Source organism: Kitasatospora sp. NPDC001539 (assembly GCF_040298565.1).
In the GTDB taxonomy this organism is placed as follows: domain Bacteria; phylum Actinomycetota; class Actinomycetes; order Streptomycetales; family Streptomycetaceae; genus Kitasatospora.
This window is the reverse complement of sequence record NZ_JBEPAK010000031.1, coordinates 1-16,332: the sequence shown is the minus strand read 5'-3', so window position 1 is coordinate 16,332 and position 16,332 is coordinate 1. Positions and strand designations below refer to the sequence as shown.

General features: G+C 73.3%; 15 protein-coding genes. 9 read left to right on the top strand and 6 right to left on the bottom strand.

Annotation, left to right across the window (positions count from 1 at the left end):
- Window positions 1-37 precede the first annotated feature (37 nt).
- The 6 genes from ABT247_RS08295 to ABT247_RS08270 all read left to right on the top strand — a co-directional run bounded on the left by ABT247_RS08295 (window position 38) and on the right by ABT247_RS08270 (window position 5,625).
- Complete coding sequence (locus ABT247_RS08295) at window positions 38-1,618, top strand: S8 family peptidase (protein WP_350739869.1); 1,581 nt, start codon at window positions 38-40, stop codon at window positions 1,616-1,618.
- 61 nt (window positions 1,619-1,679) lie between these two features.
- Window positions 1,680-1,874 carry a DUF3046 domain-containing protein gene (locus ABT247_RS08290; RefSeq protein WP_350739866.1) on the top strand — a complete coding sequence of 65 codons (195 nt, stop codon included), beginning with the start codon at window positions 1,680-1,682 and terminating at the stop codon, window positions 1,872-1,874.
- A 111-nt stretch (window positions 1,875-1,985) separates the two neighbouring features.
- Window positions 1,986-3,119 (top strand): AI-2E family transporter, encoded by a 1,134-nt coding sequence (locus tag ABT247_RS08285; protein WP_350739911.1) that lies wholly within the window; start codon window positions 1,986-1,988, stop codon window positions 3,117-3,119.
- A gap of 174 nt (window positions 3,120-3,293) precedes the next feature.
- The gene (gene recA / locus ABT247_RS08280) at window positions 3,294-4,409 is read left to right on the top strand and encodes a recombinase RecA (protein WP_350739864.1); all 1,116 of its coding nucleotides are present in this window, start codon (window positions 3,294-3,296) and stop codon (window positions 4,407-4,409) included.
- 328 nt (window positions 4,410-4,737) lie between these two features.
- Window positions 4,738-5,433 (top strand): regulatory protein RecX, encoded by a 696-nt coding sequence (locus ABT247_RS08275; RefSeq protein ID WP_350739908.1) that lies wholly within the window; start codon window positions 4,738-4,740, stop codon window positions 5,431-5,433.
- A 51-nt stretch (window positions 5,434-5,484) separates the two neighbouring features.
- Window positions 5,485-5,625 (top strand): regulatory protein RecX, encoded by a 141-nt coding sequence (locus ABT247_RS08270; protein WP_350739861.1) that lies wholly within the window; start codon window positions 5,485-5,487, stop codon window positions 5,623-5,625.
- Window positions 5,626-5,746: 121 nt separating this feature from the next.
- On the opposite strand, the gene ABT247_RS08265 is transcribed toward ABT247_RS08270, so the two are convergent.
- The 5 genes from ABT247_RS08265 to ABT247_RS08245 form a co-directional block, all read right to left on the bottom strand.
- Window positions 5,747-7,462, bottom strand: a complete 1,716-nt coding sequence (locus tag ABT247_RS08265) for an FAD-dependent monooxygenase (RefSeq protein WP_350739858.1) — start codon at window positions 7,460-7,462, stop codon at window positions 5,747-5,749.
- A 122-nt stretch (window positions 7,463-7,584) separates the two neighbouring features.
- A complete protein-coding gene (locus tag ABT247_RS08260) occupies window positions 7,585-8,433 on the bottom strand; it encodes an amino acid ABC transporter permease (RefSeq protein ID WP_350739855.1) in 849 nt (282 codons plus the stop codon).
- The gene (locus ABT247_RS08255) at window positions 8,430-9,080 is read right to left on the bottom strand and encodes an amino acid ABC transporter permease (RefSeq protein ID WP_350739852.1); all 651 of its coding nucleotides are present in this window, start codon (window positions 9,078-9,080) and stop codon (window positions 8,430-8,432) included. Before ABT247_RS08255 ends, ABT247_RS08260 begins: the two co-directional genes overlap by 4 nt.
- A 54-nt stretch (window positions 9,081-9,134) precedes the next feature.
- A complete protein-coding gene (locus ABT247_RS08250; RefSeq protein ID WP_350739849.1) occupies window positions 9,135-10,040 on the bottom strand; it encodes a glutamate ABC transporter substrate-binding protein in 906 nt (301 codons plus the stop codon).
- 118 nt (window positions 10,041-10,158) lie between these two features.
- Entirely contained in the window at window positions 10,159-10,932 is a 774-nt protein-coding gene (locus tag ABT247_RS08245) for an amino acid ABC transporter ATP-binding protein (protein WP_350739846.1), read from the bottom strand.
- A 380-nt stretch (window positions 10,933-11,312) separates the two neighbouring features.
- Here ABT247_RS08245 and ABT247_RS08240 point away from each other — a divergent pair, with 380 nt between their 5' ends.
- Both ABT247_RS08240 and ABT247_RS08235 read left to right on the top strand, forming a co-directional pair.
- Complete coding sequence (locus ABT247_RS08240; RefSeq protein ID WP_350739905.1) at window positions 11,313-12,071, top strand: response regulator transcription factor; 759 nt, start codon at window positions 11,313-11,315, stop codon at window positions 12,069-12,071.
- A gap of 6 nt (window positions 12,072-12,077) precedes the next feature.
- Complete coding sequence (locus ABT247_RS08235; protein WP_350739843.1) at window positions 12,078-13,511, top strand: sensor histidine kinase; 1,434 nt, start codon at window positions 12,078-12,080, stop codon at window positions 13,509-13,511.
- A gap of 19 nt (window positions 13,512-13,530) precedes the next feature.
- On the opposite strand, the gene ABT247_RS08230 is transcribed toward ABT247_RS08235, so the two are convergent.
- A complete protein-coding gene (locus tag ABT247_RS08230; RefSeq protein WP_350739841.1) occupies window positions 13,531-14,550 on the bottom strand; it encodes a TAXI family TRAP transporter solute-binding subunit in 1,020 nt (339 codons plus the stop codon).
- A 96-nt stretch (window positions 14,551-14,646) separates the two neighbouring features.
- Here ABT247_RS08230 and miaB point away from each other — a divergent pair, with 96 nt between their 5' ends.
- Window positions 14,647-16,185, top strand: coding sequence for a tRNA (N6-isopentenyl adenosine(37)-C2)-methylthiotransferase MiaB (miaB, locus tag ABT247_RS08225; RefSeq protein WP_350739838.1), 1,539 nt, complete (start codon window positions 14,647-14,649; stop codon window positions 16,183-16,185).
- Window positions 16,186-16,332 lie beyond the last annotated feature (147 nt).

Below are 16,332 nucleotides of genomic sequence, written 5' to 3'. Positions count from 1 at the left end.
CCCTGACCTCACCCGACCGGACGAGCGGAGACCGCGGATGGCGCAGGCGCACCAGTCCTGCGGCCCCGTGCGTACGGTCCGCCGCCGCAGGATCTGCGGGCCCGCCCGGGCGCTGCTGGCGATGCTGCTCACGGCGCTGGTGGCCGGCGGTGCCGTCCCGTACGCCTCGGGGCCCGGGCGGGCGTACCTGAGCTACCTCGTCCTGGCCGAGCGGCCGGACGGCGTGGGCGCGGCCCGGGCCGGGGCGGAGAGCCGGGCGGCGGGCGGGCAGGTGGTCCAGGAGTACCCGCAGATCGGGGCGGTGCTGGCCTACGCGACCGGCGGCTTCGCGGGCAGGGTGCGGAGCCGGCCCGGGATCGCCGCCGTCGGAGCGACCCGGACCGCCCCGGTGGTGGGCCCGCCGCGGGCGGTGGAGGGTGCCGGGGACTTCACGGCGGGCTCCGAGGGCAGCAGCTCGGACGGCCGGCGGACCGGCGCGGAGCGCAGGGGCCTGGACGGCGGCGGGGCTCGTGACTCCGCGGCCTGGTTGCGGGCCGCCGACGGGCAGGACGGTGCGACCCCCACGGTGCCCGATCCGGCGGAGGCCGGGGCCTGGAACCTCGCGATGCTGGGGCCCGCCTCCGGCCGTACCGGGGACGCCGCCGCGGGGGCGCCGAGCGCCGAGGCGATGCGGAAGGTGCTGGTCGCCGTCCTGGACTCCGGCGTGGACGACACCCACCCGGACCTGCGGGCGGCCGTCGACCCGAAGGCCTCGGCCTCCTGCGCGGACGGCCGCCCGGACGCCCGGTCCGGCTCCTGGCGGCCCGACCCCGGGATGGGGGAGAGCGGGCACGGCACCCATGTCGCCGGGATCATCGGGGCGGCCCGCGACGGCCACGGCGTCATCGGGGTCGCGCCGGGAGTGCGGATCGCCGCCGTCCGGCTGCTCGGGCCGCTGGGGCAGTACTACGCGGAGAACATCGTCTGCGGCGTGCTCTGGGCGGCCGACCACGGGGCGAAGGCGATCAACAACAGCTACTTCGCGGACCCGTGGAAGTACAACTGCCCCGAGGACCAGGACCAGGCGGCGCTGATCGAGGCCGTCGGCCGGGCCGTCGGGTACGCCCAGCGCAGGGGCGCGGTGGTGGTCGCCTCGGCCGGCAACGACGGGCAGGACCTCGGCACCGGCCGGACCGACGGGCGCAGCCCCAACGACCGGGTCTCCGGGCCGGCCCCCACCCGCTACCTGGGCACCGAGTGCATCCGCCTCCCCGGCGAACTCCCGGGCGTGGTCACCGTCAGCGCGGTCAACCGGGACGGACGCCCGTCGTCCTACTCCAACTACGGCCGCGGGCGCGTCTCGCTGGCCGCACCGGGCGGGGACCCGGACGCCGGGGCGCAGGGGGCGGTCGTCTCCGACTGGCCCGGCGGGCAGTACGCGGCGCTGGCGGGCACCTCGATGGCGGCGGCCCACGCGTCGGGGGCGGTGGCGGTGGCGGCCGCCCTGCATCCGGAGCTGGGGGCGGACGGGCTGGTGGAGTTGCTGGCGGCGTCGGCGGCGGGAGCCTGTCCGGTGGGGCCGCGGGCCTGTGGGGACCGGCAGTACCTCGGGGCGGGGGTGCTGGCCCTGCCGCGGTAGGGGGATTCGGGGGTGGTGCTGCGGGTGGGGGCGCGCAGGGGGGTCCGGGATACTGGGGGGCATGAGGTTGACGGAGTTCTGGCGGCGGATGTACGCGCACTTCGGGGAGGCGTACGCGGAGTCGTTCGCGTCCGACCACGTGATGAGCGAGCTGGGCGGGCGGACGGTGCGCCAGGCGTTGGAGGCGGGCTGGGAGGCCAAGGACGTCTGGCGGGTGGTCTGTGAGACGCAGGGGGTGTCCCCGCTGTTGCGGTGAGCTTTCGCGGCGGGGGTGGTGGGACAGACTGTCGGCGTGACGGTCAGCGAAGAGCTCAAGGACACGGAAGGGTCGGTGCCGGTCGCCGACGACGCGCGGGGGTGGGGCGGGATGCCCCGGTGGCTGCCCCGGGCGATGGTGCTGTTCCTGGTGCTGGTCGGGTTGTTCCAGCTCGCCGACTGGGCGTTCCGGCAGCTGATCGACCTGTTCGTGATGCTGCTGGTGGCGTTCTTCCTGTCGCTGGCGCTGGAGCCGGCGGTGGACCGGATGGCGGCGCGGGGGGTGCGTCGCGGGGTGGGCACCTTCCTGGTGTTCGTGGCGGTCGCGGTCGCGGTGGTGGGGTTCCTGGCGGCGCTGGGGACGCTGTTGGTGGACCAGGTGGGGAAGATCGCGGGGGACCTGCCGCACCTGGTCGACACCCTGATCGCCTGGGTCAACCGGACCTTCCACCAGGACCTCTCGCTGGGTGAGCTGCAGAAGCGGCTGCTCAAGGACTCCGGGACGGTGGAGGGGTACGCCCAGCAGGCCGCGGGCAACGTCTGGGGCGTCTCGTCGACCCTGATCGGGGGGCTCTTCCAGACCTTCACCGTCGGGCTGTTCACCTTCTACTTCACGGCCGAGGGCCCGCGGGTGCGCCGGACGGTGTGTTCGCTGCTGCCGCCCTCGAAGCAGGGGGAGGTGCTGCGGGCCTGGGAGATCGCGCTCGCCAAGACGGGCGGCTACCTGTACTCCCGGGCGCTGCTCGCGGTGGTCTCGGCGGCCGGGCACTGGGTGATGTTCGAACTGATCGGGCTGCCGTACTCGGCCGCGCTGGCGATCTGGGTCGGCGTCATGTCGCAGTTCGTGCCGACCATCGGGACGTACCTCGCGGGGGCGCTGCCGGTGCTGGTGGCGCTCACCGTGGAGCCGGTGGACGGGCTGTGGGTGCTGGCGTTCACGGTGGTCTACCAGCAGATCGAGAACTACGTGCTGCACCCGAGGATCACCGCGAGGACGGTGGACGTGCACCCGGCGGTGGCGTTCGGGGCGGTGATCGCGGGCGCGGCGCTGCTGGGCGCGGTGGGCGCGCTGATCGCGATCCCGGCGGCGGCCACCCTGCAGGGCTTCGTCGGGACGTACGTGCGGCGGTACGAGGTGGCCACCGACCCGCGGATCGACCGGGGGGAGCAGCGGCGGGCCCGCCGGGAGCTGCGCCGGGAGGCGGCGCGGCGGTTGCGGCGGATGGTCGGCGGCGACGGCGGGTGACGGGCCGGGCCCTGCGGGTCCTGCGACGTGCGAGGCTTGAATCGAACAGATGTTCTTTGTACTCTCCGGCGAGGAGTTTTCCACAGGCCGAGCCGGGTGGGGCTCGTTTGTCAGTGGGACGCGCTAGCGTCGATGACGATGAAGCGCACAGCACAGAACCCGAGGGAAAAAGCCATGGCAGGTACGGACCGCGAGAAGGCCCTGGAGACCGCTCTCGCCCAGATCGAGCGGCAGTTCGGCAAGGGCTCGGTGATGCGCCTCGGCGAGAAGGCCAATGAGCCGGTCGAGGTGATCTCCACCGGATCCACCGCCCTGGACGTCGCCCTCGGGGTCGGCGGCATCCCGCGCGGCCGGGTGATCGAGATCTACGGCCCCGAGTCCTCCGGCAAGACCACCCTGACCCTGCACCTGGCCGCCAACGCCCAGCGGGCCGGCGGCACGGTCGCGTTCGTCGACGCGGAGCACGCGCTCGACCCGGAGTACGCCAAGAAGCTCGGCGTGGACACCGACGCCCTGCTGGTCAGCCAGCCGGACACCGGTGAGCAGGCCCTGGAGATCACCGACATGCTGATCCGCTCCGGCGCGATCGACCTGGTGATCATCGACTCGGTCGCGGCGCTCGTCCCGCGCGCCGAGATCGAGGGCGAGATGGGTGACTCGCACGTCGGTCTGCAGGCCCGCCTGATGAGCCAGGCGCTGCGCAAGATCGCCGGTGCGCTGAACCAGTCGAACACCACCGCCATCTTCATCAACCAGCTGCGCGAGAAGATCGGCGTGATGTTCGGTTCGCCGGAGACCACGACCGGTGGCCGGGCGCTGAAGTTCTACGCCTCGGTCCGCCTGGACATCCGCCGGATCGAGACGCTGAAGGACGGCACCGAGGCGGTCGGCAACCGCACCCGCGTCAAGGTCGTCAAGAACAAGGTCGCCGCGCCGTTCAAGCAGGCCGAGTTCGACATCCTCTACGGCATCGGCATCAGCCGTGAGGGCGGCCTGATCGACATGGGCGTCGAGCACGGCTTCATCCGCAAGTCCGGCGCCTGGTACACCTACGAGGGCGACCAGCTCGGCCAGGGCAAGGAGAACGCCCGCAACTTCCTGCGGGACAACCCGCAGCTCGCCGACGAGATCGAGCGGAAGATCAAGGGCAAGCTCGGCATCGGCCCCAAGACCGAGGAGCCGGCCGCGGCGGTCGAGGCGGAGGTCGCCGTCGACGGTGCCGCCAAGCCGATCACCGCGACCGCCGCCAAGACGGCCGCGGCCAAGAAGACGGCGGCTGCCAAGGCCTGAGCCGTTGACGGAGTACGACACGGTGGGCGGCGGCCCGGCGGGCCCCGAGGACGACGACTACGGGCCGCCGGACTGGTTCGCGGCGGTCGCGGAGGAACCGGAGCCGGAAGGAGAGCCGGCGCCGGGACCGCGGTCGCGCAAGCGGCGGGAGCGCGCGCCCACCACGCAGTGGGCATCCGGCGCGGAGCCGGAGTTCGACCGGTCTCCGGTCCGGGCGCGGCGCGGCGCGGCGCCCGGACCGGGGCCGGCGGAGGCCGCGGTCGAGGAGCTCGGACTGGTCCCGGCCTCCGAGCTGCCGACCGGCCGTCGTCGGCGCCGTTCGGAGCTGATGGCCGAGGAGTCGGAAGCCTTCGGGTCCACGGAAGGTGACCGGGGCGGGGCCGAGGCGGCCGGTCACGGGGGTGCGGCCGCCTCAGCCGCCCGTTCCGGCGCGCGGAGCGGCCGGCGCCGTGGGCGGTCCGGCGACGGCCCTCCGGGCGAGGCGGAAGGCGCTGCCCGTGCCGCCCGCACCCGGGCCGAGGAACCGGTCGATCCGGAGACCGGCGCCCGGGACATCTGCCTGCGGCTGCTGACCGGCGCCGCCAAGACCCGCAAGCAACTCGCCGACGCCCTGCGCAAGCGGGAGATCCCGGAGGACGTCGCCGAGGAGGTGCTCACCCGGCTCGAAGAGGTCGGCCTGATCGACGACGCCGCCTTCGCCGCGGCGTGGGTGGAGTCCCGCCACGCCGTCCGCGGCCTGTCCCGGCGGGCGCTGGCACAGGAGCTGCGGACCAAGGGCGTGGCCGCCGACCTGGTCGAGCAGGCCCTCGTCCAGGTCGACCACGATGACGAGGAGGATGCGGCCCGGGCGCTGGTCGAGCGCAAGCTGCGGGCCACGCGGGGGTTGGATCCGCAGGTCCGTACCCGCCGTCTGGTCGGCGTGCTGGCGCGGCGGGGCTACTTCGAGGGCCTGGCCTTCCGGGTGGTGCGCGGCGTGCTGGAGGAGGAGGCGGTCGAGGGGCTGCCGGAAACCGGGTGGGAGTAGCGGCGGTCCGTCCCGGCGCTGGTCGAGCGCAAGCTGCGGGCCACCCGGGGGTTGGATCCGCAGGTCCGTACCCGCCGTCTGGTCGGCGTGCTGGCGCGGCGGGGCTACTTCGAGGGCCTGGCCTTCCGGGTGGTGCGCGGCGTGCTGGAGGAGGAGGCGGTCGAGGGGCTGCCGGAAACCGGGTGGGAGTAGCGGCGGTCCGTCCGCTCCCGTCCTGGAACGGACGTCTGTCCGGCGTCGGCCCGGGCGCGCACGGGGCCGGGGGACGACTCGGGGCGTGCCGGGCCGCCGCGGGTCAGCTCGCCGCGGTGGGTCAGCTCGCCGAGTCCACCTGCTGGGGTTCCGGCGCCGGTTCGGGCTCGGGAGCGCCGGCGATCGGCGCCGGGCCGCCGCGGGCCCGGTCGGCGAGCACCAGCAGGTCCTCGGCGGCGGCGCCCTGGGTGACGCCGACCAGGTGTCCGTCGGGCCGGATCAGCAGCACCGTGTGCGGCCCGGCGCCCGGGTACTCCTCGGTGACCAGCACCTCGGCCGGCACCGGCAGCGCGGCGGCGACCTCGGCGAGCCGGGGCATCAGCCCCGCCCCGAGCCAGTGCTCGGAGGACCAGACGGCGGTGCCGGGGGCGACCAGCAGCAGCAGGAAGGTGACGCCGAGCCGGGCGTGCAGGTGGTCGGGGGTCCCGTCGGCGGCGAGCACCGGCAGGTCCGGGACGAGGACCCCGGGGGCGGTGGCGGGCAGCAGCTCGCTGAGCGAGGTGGTGGTGCGCGTGCTGCGCTGTACCGGCACCCGGCCGGGGACGCCGGAGGGCGCCGCCGGGTAGGCGGGGGCCCCGCCGAAGCGGCCGGTGCCGAGCTGGCCGTCGGCGAGCATCGGGGCGTGCTTGCGGAAGCCGCCGACCAGCAGCGAGCGCCGGGTCTGCTGCCAGCCGCGCAGCGGGCGCAGCAGCGGCATGGCCTGGTCGACGGCGCGCAGCCGGGCGCCGACCGCGCCGCGCCGCTCGGCCTCGTAGCCGTCCAGCAGGGAGCCGCCGGGCTGGGGGCCGCCGGCGTGGAGGTGCCAGGCGAGGGCGAGCCGCCAGGCGAGGTTGTCGGCGTCGCGCAGCCCGTCGGCGAGGTTCTGCATGCCGAGCGCGCCGTGCAGGTGGGCGGCGTCGCCGGCCAGGAAGCAGCGGCCGCTGCGGAAGCGGGCGGCGAGGCGCTGCTGGGCGGTGTGGTCGGCGGCGGCGAGCAGTTCGAAGCGGGGCAGTTCGCCGCACCAGCCGGTGAGGGTCGAGGTGACCCGGGTGAGCAGGGTGTCGCCGGTGACGATGCCGGGCCAGGTGGCGTGCGGGTCGACCTGCTCGGTCGGGGCGGGCCGGCCGGGGGGCAGTCGCCAGTCGAGCCGCCACACGCCGTCCGGCAGGGGTCGGGCGGAGGCCTCGCGGTCGCCGCGCCACGGCGGCTCGCGGTGCAGCCGGGCGCCGTCGAAGGGCAGGTCGACCCGGACGGTGGCGATGGCGTTGCGGTCGACTGCGGGGCGGCCGGGGAAGCGGATCCTCAGCAGTTTGCGGACGGTGGAGCGGGCGCCGTCGCAGCCGACCAGGTGGCTGCCGCGCCACCAGGTGGCGGAGCCGTCCTGGGTGCCGTGGGTGCGCACGCTGACGCCGTCGCGGTCCTGTTCCAGTTCGACCACCCGGCTCAGCGGCACGAGCCTGACCAGCGGGGTGCCGGTCAGGGCGTCGCGCAGGCCGCGCTGGAGGCGGTGCTGGGGCAGGTGGAAGGTGGGGGAGTCGGTGAGGTCGATCCGCAGCACCTCCTGGCGGCGCCGCCAGATGCTGAAGGAGTCCCACAGGGTGGAGTCGGACACGGCCCGGGAGTAGCCGATCCGGGTCAGGAAGGCGGCGGTGTCGGCTCCGAGGACGACGCTGCGGGGGCCCTCGGGGCAGAGCCCGGAGCCCTCGTCCAGGACGACGGTCGGTACCTCGTGCCGGGCGAGTGCGAGGGCCAGGGCCAGACCGATCGGTCCGGCCCCGACCACGATCACCGGGTCCATGCGGGGACCTCCGGGCACGGACCGGCCCATGGGCCGGCGTCAGTTACCGCTGCCGCATATGCCGCGTGGATGCTCCCGGGAGGTGTCACGAAGAGCAATGCAACAGTTCACCTGCGTGTCCGTCAAGCAGCAGCTGAAGTGCGCCGGTTCGCGCCGCGACGACCACGTGCCTCGATCCACCGCGCGAGCGCGGTCAGCAGCAGGCACAGGGCGATGTAGATCGGCCCGATCACCAGCACCACGGGGATGTACGGGAAGCCCGCGGCGTTGAGCGGCTGGCTGGCGATCTTCTTGCCCATGAACAGCAGCTCGTTGTACGTGATGATGTAGCCGAGCGAGGTGTCCTTGAGGGTGACGACCAGCTGGCCGATCATCGACGGCAGCATCGAGCGGACGGCCTGCGGCACCAGGATGGACGACATCACCTGGGACTTGCGCATCCCGAGGGCGTACGCCGCCTCGCCCTGGCCCCGTGCGACGGCGTTGACGCCGCTGCGGATGATCTCGGCCTGGACGGAGCCGTTGTAGAGGGTGAGGCCGAGCACCAGCGCCCACATCGGGTCCTTGGCGAAGAACGCGTAGTAGAGCGCGACGATCAGGATCAGCAGCGGCATCGCCCGGAAGAACTGGACGACGGCGGTGCAGGTCCAGCGGACCGGCCGGTGGTCGGACAGCTGACCGGTGGCCAGCAGCGCGCCCAGGGTGAGCGAGAGGGCCGCGGCCAGGCCGAAGGCCTTCAGGGTGGACAGCAGGCCGTCCACGATCATCTGCTGGACGGCGTTGTACTGGAACGGGTCCCAGAGGTCGGCGTCGAACTGGCCGTTGTCGGCGAGCGTGGCGATGACGTACCAGAGCAGTCCGGCGACGCCGAGCAGCGAGAGGATGCCGAACAGGCGGTAGCGGGCGCGGGCCTTGGGGCCGGGGACGTCGTAGAGGACGCTGGCCGTAGCGGGCCGGTCGAACAGGCTCATCGGGCCACCGCCAGTCGGGTTTCCAGGAAGCGGAAGAGGGTGGCGATCGTCGCGCTGATCAGCAGGTAGGCGCAGGCCACCCAGAAGAAGATCGCGAAGATCGAGTAGCCGCGTTCGGAGAAGGTCTGCTGGGCGCTGTACAGCTCCGGGACGCTGAACGCGCCGGCGATCGCCGAGTTCCTGGGCAGCGCGATGAACACGCTGCTCATCGGGGCGAGCACGGTGCGGGTGGCCTGCGGCAGGACGACCAGGGTGAGGGTCTGGCCGAAGCTCATGCCCAGGCTGCGGGCGGCCTCGGCCTGGCCGAGCGGCACCGTGTTGATGCCCGAGCGGATCACCTCGCAGACGAACGAGGCGGTGTACCCGCCGAGCGCCAGCACCGCGAAGACCAGGTGGCTGAAGTGCACGCCCAGCGGTGGCAGGCCGAAGGTGACGGCGAAGAACAGCAGGGTCAGCGGGGTGTTGCGGAACAGCGTCACCCAGGTGGTGCCGAAGGCGCGCAGGATCGGCACCGGGGAGACCCGGAAGGCCGCCAGCAGGGTGCCCAGCAGCAGGGCGAGCAGGGCGCTGAGCGCGCTCAGCTCGATCGTCTGCAGGAAGCCGTCGCGGAACAACGCGAAGTTGTCCTGCTCGAACAGGAACCCCATCCGGCGGCCCTCCTCTCACAGATGGTCAGGACGGTTGGTCGGTACGGCGCGGGGTCAGTAGCGCTCGAGGGTCGGGACCGCCGGCGCGGCGGAGCCGGACAGGCCCAGGGTCGCGTCGTACGCCTTCTTCCAGTCGCCGTTGTCCTCGTGGGCCTTGAGGGCGTCGCTGATCGCGTCGCGCAGCGTCTTGTCGTCCTTGTTGAGGCCGACGCCGTAGTTCTCCTTGGTGAACGGCTTGCCGACCACCTTGAGCTTGCCGGCGTACTTGGAGGCGTAGCCCTTGAGGATCGCGTCGTCGGTGGTGACGGCGTCGACCTCGCCGGACAGCAGCTTCTCGACGCAGGCCGAGTAGGTGTCGAACTGCGTGATCTTGGGGTTGTACTGCTGGATGTTCTTGATCGAGGTCGAGCCGGTGGCGGTGCAGACGTTCTTGCCGCTGACGCTCTCCGGGCCGGTGATCGAGGTGTTGTCGTTCTTCACCAGCAGGTCCTGGCCGGCGATGTAGTACGGGCCGGCGAAGGAGACCGTCTTCTTGCGCTCGTCGTTGATGCTGTAGGTGCCGACGTAGAAGTCGATCTGGCCCTTGGCGATGGCGGGCTCGCGCTGCGAGGAGACCAGCGTCTGCCACTTGATCTGCTGCGGGGTGAAGCCGAGGTCGGCGGCGATCATCTTGGCGATCTCGATGTCGAAGCCGCTGCGGTCGCCGCTGGCCACGTCCTCCCAGCCGAGGAACGGCTGGTCGGCCTTGGCGCCGATGATCAGCTGGCCGCGCTTCTTGGCCTCGGCGATCACCGGGGAGTCGACCTTGACGTCGGTCTTGACGGTGTAGGTCGGCAGCGCCGGGGCGTTGCTCGCGCTCGAGGCGGCGGATCCGCCCGGGGAACCGTCCTTGCCGCAGGCGGCGGTGGCGGTGAGCGCGACGGCACAGAGCGCCACGGCGAGGGTGCGAGAAGTCCTCATGAGGGTTGTTCTCCTGGGGCTGGGCCACGGGGTGAACCGGGCTCTGGCGTCGGGAAGTCGTGCACGGGCAGGGCGGACCGGCGCCGTTGCCGGAACTGCCCCGCGTGGTCTCGAAGTCTCAGTGGTGCAGGATCTTCGAGAGGAAGTCCTTGGCGCGCTCGGAGCGCGGCGCGGTGAAGAAGGCGTCCGGGGTGTCCTGCTCGACGATCCGGCCGTCGGCCATGAACAGCACGCGGTTCGCGGCGGAGCGGGCGAAGCCCATCTCGTGGGTGACCACGACCATGGTCATGCCGTCGGCGGCCAGCTGGCGCATGACCTCCAGCACCTCGTTGACCATCTCCGGGTCGAGCGCCGAGGTCGGCTCGTCGAAGAGCATCACCTTGGGCTTCATCGCCAGCGCGCGGGCGATCGCCACCCGCTGCTGCTGGCCGCCGGAGAGCTGGGCCGGGTACTTGTCGGCGTGCGCCGCCAGGCCGACCCGCTCCAGCAGGGCGCGGGCCGTCTGCTCGGCGTGCGAGCGGATCACCTTGCGCACCTTGACCTGGCCGATGACCACGTTCTCCAGCACGGTCTTGTGCGCGAACAGGTTGAAGCTCTGGAACACCATGCCGACCTCGGCGCGCAGCCGGGCGAGCTCCTTGCCCTCGGCGGGCAGCGGGCGGCCGTCGATGGTGATGGTGCCGGAGTCGATGGGCTCCAGCCGGTTGATCGTCCGGCAGAGCGTGGACTTGCCCGAGCCGGACGGGCCGATCAGGACGACGACCTCGCCCTGGTGGATCTCGAGGTCGATGTCCTGCAGCACGTGCAGCGCGCCGTAGTGCTTGTTGACGTTGCTCAGCACGACCAGTGGGGCGGCTGCGGGGGTGGAGTCCTCGACCGGGCTCTCGGTCATCGCGCCTGCTCCCTCTGTGTCGGATCACGCCTACCCGAGGAGTGTCAACTCCCTTGGGCGGCAATGGTGGTACGAATCCGGGAGCCGCGACCGGCGGAGCCGCAGCCCCCGGTGGGGCGACCATAGGAGCGCTGACGGTGCCCCGTCAGCCGATCTGAGCGGAACTTGAGGATCACGAAACGGCCACACGACGCGTACCCGCTGTTCGCGAAGGTGAGGACGGGGCATGTCACAGCGGGAATCCACGCCGGTGCTCCCCGTCCCCACGGGCCCGGTGCGCCGTCCTACCTGGCGCCGGGCCGCCCGCTGGCCCATACTGCGCAGGACCGGGCACCGGCCGATCGGGCCCGGTGACCACGTGGGGAGAGGAGGAGAACGGGATGCGACTGCTGCTGGTGGAGGACGACGAACGGGTGGCCGCGGCGCTGGTCGCGGTGCTGGGCCGGCACGGCTTCCAGGTGCGCCACGCCCGCAGCGGGCACGAGGCACTGGACGCCCTGGTGCCGGACGGCAACGAGCCGTACCGGGTGGTGCTGCTCGACCTCGGGCTGCCCGACCGCGACGGCTTCGAGGTGTGCAGCCGGATCCGGGCCGGCAGCGGAGTGCCGGTGATCATGGTGACCGCCCGTGCCGACATCCGCTCCCGGATCCACGGCCTCAACCTCGGCGCCGACGACTACGTCACCAAGCCGTACGACATGGGCGAGCTGCTCGCCCGGATCCACGCCGTCGCCCGACGCGGTGCCGTGCCCAACCCGGGGTCGGCGCCCGCCCTCGACACCGTGCCCCAGCAGCGCGGGCCGCTGGAGTCGCGCGGCATACGGATCGACCGCGAGCGCCGCCGGGTCAGCGTGGAGGGCCGCGACGTGCCGCTCACCCGCAAGGAGTTCGACCTGCTGGCGCTGCTCGCCCAGAGCCCCGGCGTGGTCTACCGGCGCGAGCAGATCTTCAGCGAGGTCTGGCGCAGCGGCTGGGAGGGCAACGGCCGCACCCTGGAGGTGCACATAGGCTCGCTGCGCAACAAGCTCGCGCTGCCCGGCCTGGTCGAGGCCGTCCGCGGCGTCGGCTACCGCCTGATCCCGGACAGCCCTGCGACCCCTGCGGCCGACCCGGCCCCGCCCGCCCCCGCGGAGCACTGACCGCACGTGCGCACCCGCCTGCTCGGCATCCTGATCGCCCTCATGCTCTGCGTCCTGGCCGCCCTGGGGCTGCCGCTCGCGGCGGCGTTCGCGGCGGCCGAGCAGAGCAAGGTGGTCGTCGACCGGCTCGACGACGCCGCCCGCTTCGCCCAGGACCTGCCCACCTCCGGCGCCGCCGCGCTGGACTCCGCCCGCAAGGGCGACCCGGAACCGGCCCCCGGCGACCTCAGCCGCCGGCACGCGATCGACGCCGAGGTCCGGCGCTACTACGACCTGTACGGCGTGCGGCTGGGCATCTTCCAGCGCGACGGCACGCCGATGGCGGTCGCCCCCGCGGACTGGCGGGTGCCCGCCGTCGGCTGGGGTGCCCAGGCGTTCCAGGAGGCGCTGGACGGGCGGCGCAGCCACAACCCGCCGCAGGTCTGGCCGTGGACGGAGGACCGGACGATCACCGTCGCCGCCCCGGTGGTGCGCGACGGTGACGTGGTCGCGGTGGTGCTCAGCGAGTCCCCGACCGGGGCGCTGCGCACCCGGGTGCTGCACAAGTGGCTGGTGGTCGCCGGCGGCGAGGCGGTCGCGATGATCGTCGCCGTGCTGCTGGCCGTCCGGCTCACCGAGTGGGTGCTGCGCCCGGTGCGCACCCTGGACCGGGCGACCCACGACATCGCCACCGGCCGGATGGCCGCCCGCGTCGCGCCCGGCGGCGGACCGCCCGAGCTCCAGCGGCTGGCCCGCTCGTTCAACGAGATGGCGGACCACGTGGTGCACGCCATGGACCAGCAGAAGGCCTTCGTCGCGGACGCCTCGCACCAGCTGCGCAACCCGCTGTCGGCGCTGCTGCTGCGGGTCGAGGTGCTCGGCCTGGAGCTGCCCGAGGGCCACGAGGAGGAGCTCAGCGGCGTCCGGGAGGAGGGCGCCCGGCTGGCCCGGGTGCTGGACGACCTGCTGGGCCTGGCCACCGCCGAACACGCCCGCCCCGAACCCGAGCAGACCGACCTCACCAGGCTGACCCTGGCCCGGGTGGACGGCTGGCAGCCGGTGGCCGAGCGGCGCGGGATCCGGCTGACCTGGGACGGGCCCGCGCTGGCGATCGGCATGGCGGACCCGATCGGCTTCGGCTCCGCGCTGGACGCCGTCCTCGACAACGCGCTCAAGTTCAGCCCGTCCGGGAGTGCGGTGCGGCTGCGGGTCGCGGTGCTCCGGGACGAGGTCGCGGTGACCGTCACCGACGCCGGGCCGGGCCTGACCGAGGACGAGCTGTCCCGGGCCGGTGACCGGTTCTGGCGCAGCCCGCGGCACCAGAACGTGGACGGCTCCGGGCTGGGCCTGTCCATCGCCCGCACCCTGCTGGCGGCCGGCGGCGGCTCGCTCCGGTTCGCCCCGGTCGAGCCGACCGGGCTCGCGGTGACCCTGGCGGTGCCGCGGCCGGAGGCGTCCTGAGCGCCCGTCCGGGCTGGTCTCAGGGCTTCACGGAGCGGTAGTAGCGCGCCGCACCCTCGTGCAGGGGGAGCGGGTCGGTGTAGACGGCGGTGCGCAGGTCGACCAGTTGGGCGGCGTGCACCTGGGCGCCGATCTGGTCACGGCTGTCGATCACCGCCCGGGTCATGCCCTCGACCAGGTCCGGGTCCACGTCGTCCCGGGTGATCATGAGGTTGGGCACGGCCACGGTGGCGACGGCGTCCTTCGGTTCGGCGTTCGGGTAGGTGCCCTTGGGCATGGTGGCCGCGCGGTAGGCGTCGGTGCCGCCGCCCTCGGCCTTGTGCAGCGCCTCGGAGAGGTCGCTCAGCGGGACGAGCCGGATCCGGAAGCGGTCCGAGAGGTCGGTGAGCGCGCTGGTCGGCAGGCCGCCGGACCAGAAGAAGGCGTCCAGCTTGCCCTCGCGCAGCTGGTCGGCGGCGTCGCCGACGCCCGCCATCACGGGCGTTATGTCGTGGTCCGGGTCCAGGCCGGCCGCCGCCAGCAGCCGCTTGGTCACCGGGTTCACCCCCGACTGCGGCAGGCCCACGCCCACCCGCAGGCCCTTGAGGTCGGCGGTGCGGCGCACCGGGGAGGAGGCCGGGACGATCAGCTGGAGGTAGTCGTCGTACAGCCGGGCGATCGCCCGCAGCCGGTCCTTGCCCGGGCCCTGGTAGCCGGCGACCGCGTCGGCGGTGGCGATCGCGAAGGTGTCCTGGCCGGTGATCACCCGGGTGAGGTTGTCGACCGAGCCCTCGGTGTTGTCCAGGGCCAGCCGCACCCCCGGCATGGCCCGGGAGACGTGGCCCTGCAGCAGCTGCCCGTACCGGTCGTAGACGCCGCGCTGCACACCGGTCGCGAAGCGGGTCTCGCCGCGGGGGTACGCCGGGGAGCGGCCCGCCGACAGCCACCAGCCGCCCAGGGCGCCGGCCACCAGCACCAGCACCAGCACCGTCCGCCACAACGGGCTGCGGGCCGCGCGGCGGACGGCGGCGCCGAGACGTGACGGATCGGTGGGGGTCATGCAGGGATACTGCCAGGCGCTCTCCCCGAACGGGAGGGGAACGGCCCGTGCAAAGCTCGGGGAAAACCGGCTCGCGGCTGCCCGTACCCTGGTCTGGTGAGCGGTGAGAGCGGATTGAAGAGCTACAAGGTCGTCACGCACGGCTGCCAGATGAACGTCCACGACTCCGAGCGGCTGTCCGGCCTGCTGGAGGACGCGGGCTACGTCAAGGCCGGCCCCGAGGGCGACCCGGACCTGGTCGTGTTCAACACCTGCGCGGTGCGGGAGAACGCCGACAACAAGCTGTACGGCAACCTCGGCCAGCTCGCGCCGGTCAAGAGCCGCCACCGGGGCATGCAGATCGCCGTCGGCGGCTGCCTGGCCCAGAAGGACCGCGAGACCATCGTCAAGCGGGCCCCGTGGGTGGACGTGGTGTTCGGCACCCACAACATCGGCCACCTGCCGGCGCTGCTGGAGCGGGCCGCGGTCGAGCGCAAGGCCCAGGTCGAGATCCTGGAGTCGCTGGAGACCTTCCCCTCCACCCTGCCCACCCGCCGCGAGTCCGCGTACGCCGCCTGGGTCGCCATCTCGGTCGGCTGCAACAACACCTGCACCTTCTGCATCGTCCCCGCGCTGCGCGGCAAGGAGGAGGACCGCCGCCCGGGCGACGTCCTCGCCGAGATCGAGGCGCTGGTGGACGAGGGCGTCATCGAGGTGACGCTGCTCGGCCAGAACGTCAACGCCTACGGCTCCGACCTGGGCGACCGCGAGGCCTTCTCCAAGCTGCTGCGGGCGGCCGGCCAGATCGAGGGCCTGGAGCGGATCCGCTTCACCTCGCCGCACCCGCGCGACTTCACCGACGACGTGATCGCCGCGATGGCGCAGACGCCGAGCGTGATGCACCAGCTGCACATGCCGCTGCAGTCCGGTTCGGACCGGGTGCTCAAGGCGATGCGCCGCTCCTACCGGCAGGAGCGTTTCCTCGGGATCATCCGCAAGGTCCGCGAGGCGATGCCGGACGCGGCCATCTCCACCGACATCATCGTCGGCTTCCCCGGCGAGACCGAGGAGGACTTCGAGGAGACGATGCACGTCGTCCGCGAGGCCCGCTTCGCCAACGCCTTCACCTTCCAGTACTCCAAGCGCCCCGGCACCCCCGCCGCCGAGATGGCGGACCAGGTGCCGAAGGAGGTCGTCCAGGCCCGCTACGACCGGCTGATCGCCCTCCAGGAGGAGATCTCCTGGGAGGAGAACAAGAAGCAGGTCGGCCGGACCCTGGAGATCCTGGTCGCGGAGGGCGAGGGCAAGAAGGACGACCGGACCCGTCGCCTCTCCGGCCGCGCGCCCGACAACCGCCTGGTGCACTTCAACCCGACCCTGCGGGGAGCGGGCGACGAGCACGGCGCGGAGCCGGACGTGCCGGTGCGCCCCGGTGACATGGTGACCGTCGAGATCACCTACGCCGCCCCGCACCACCTGCTGGCCGAGGGCCCGGCGCTGGCCGTGCGCCGCACCCGGGCCGGCGACGCCTGGGAGAAGCGCCAGGCCAAGCCCGCCGCCAAGCCGGCCGGCGTGATGCTCGGGCTGCCGGGGATCGGTGCCCCGGCCGGGCTGCCGCTCGCCGCGCCGGCGGGCGGCGCCTGCTGCGGAGACTGACGGTCCGCTCCGGCGAGGTCGCGGCCCGGTGGGAGTCCGGACTCCCACCGGGCCGGCCGGCCGCCCCGCGAGAGTGTTACACAAGCAGGTTGCCGCCCCCCGGTGCCCCGGTCCGCCCCTGTTCCTGCCCCAGATCGCCGCCCGGGC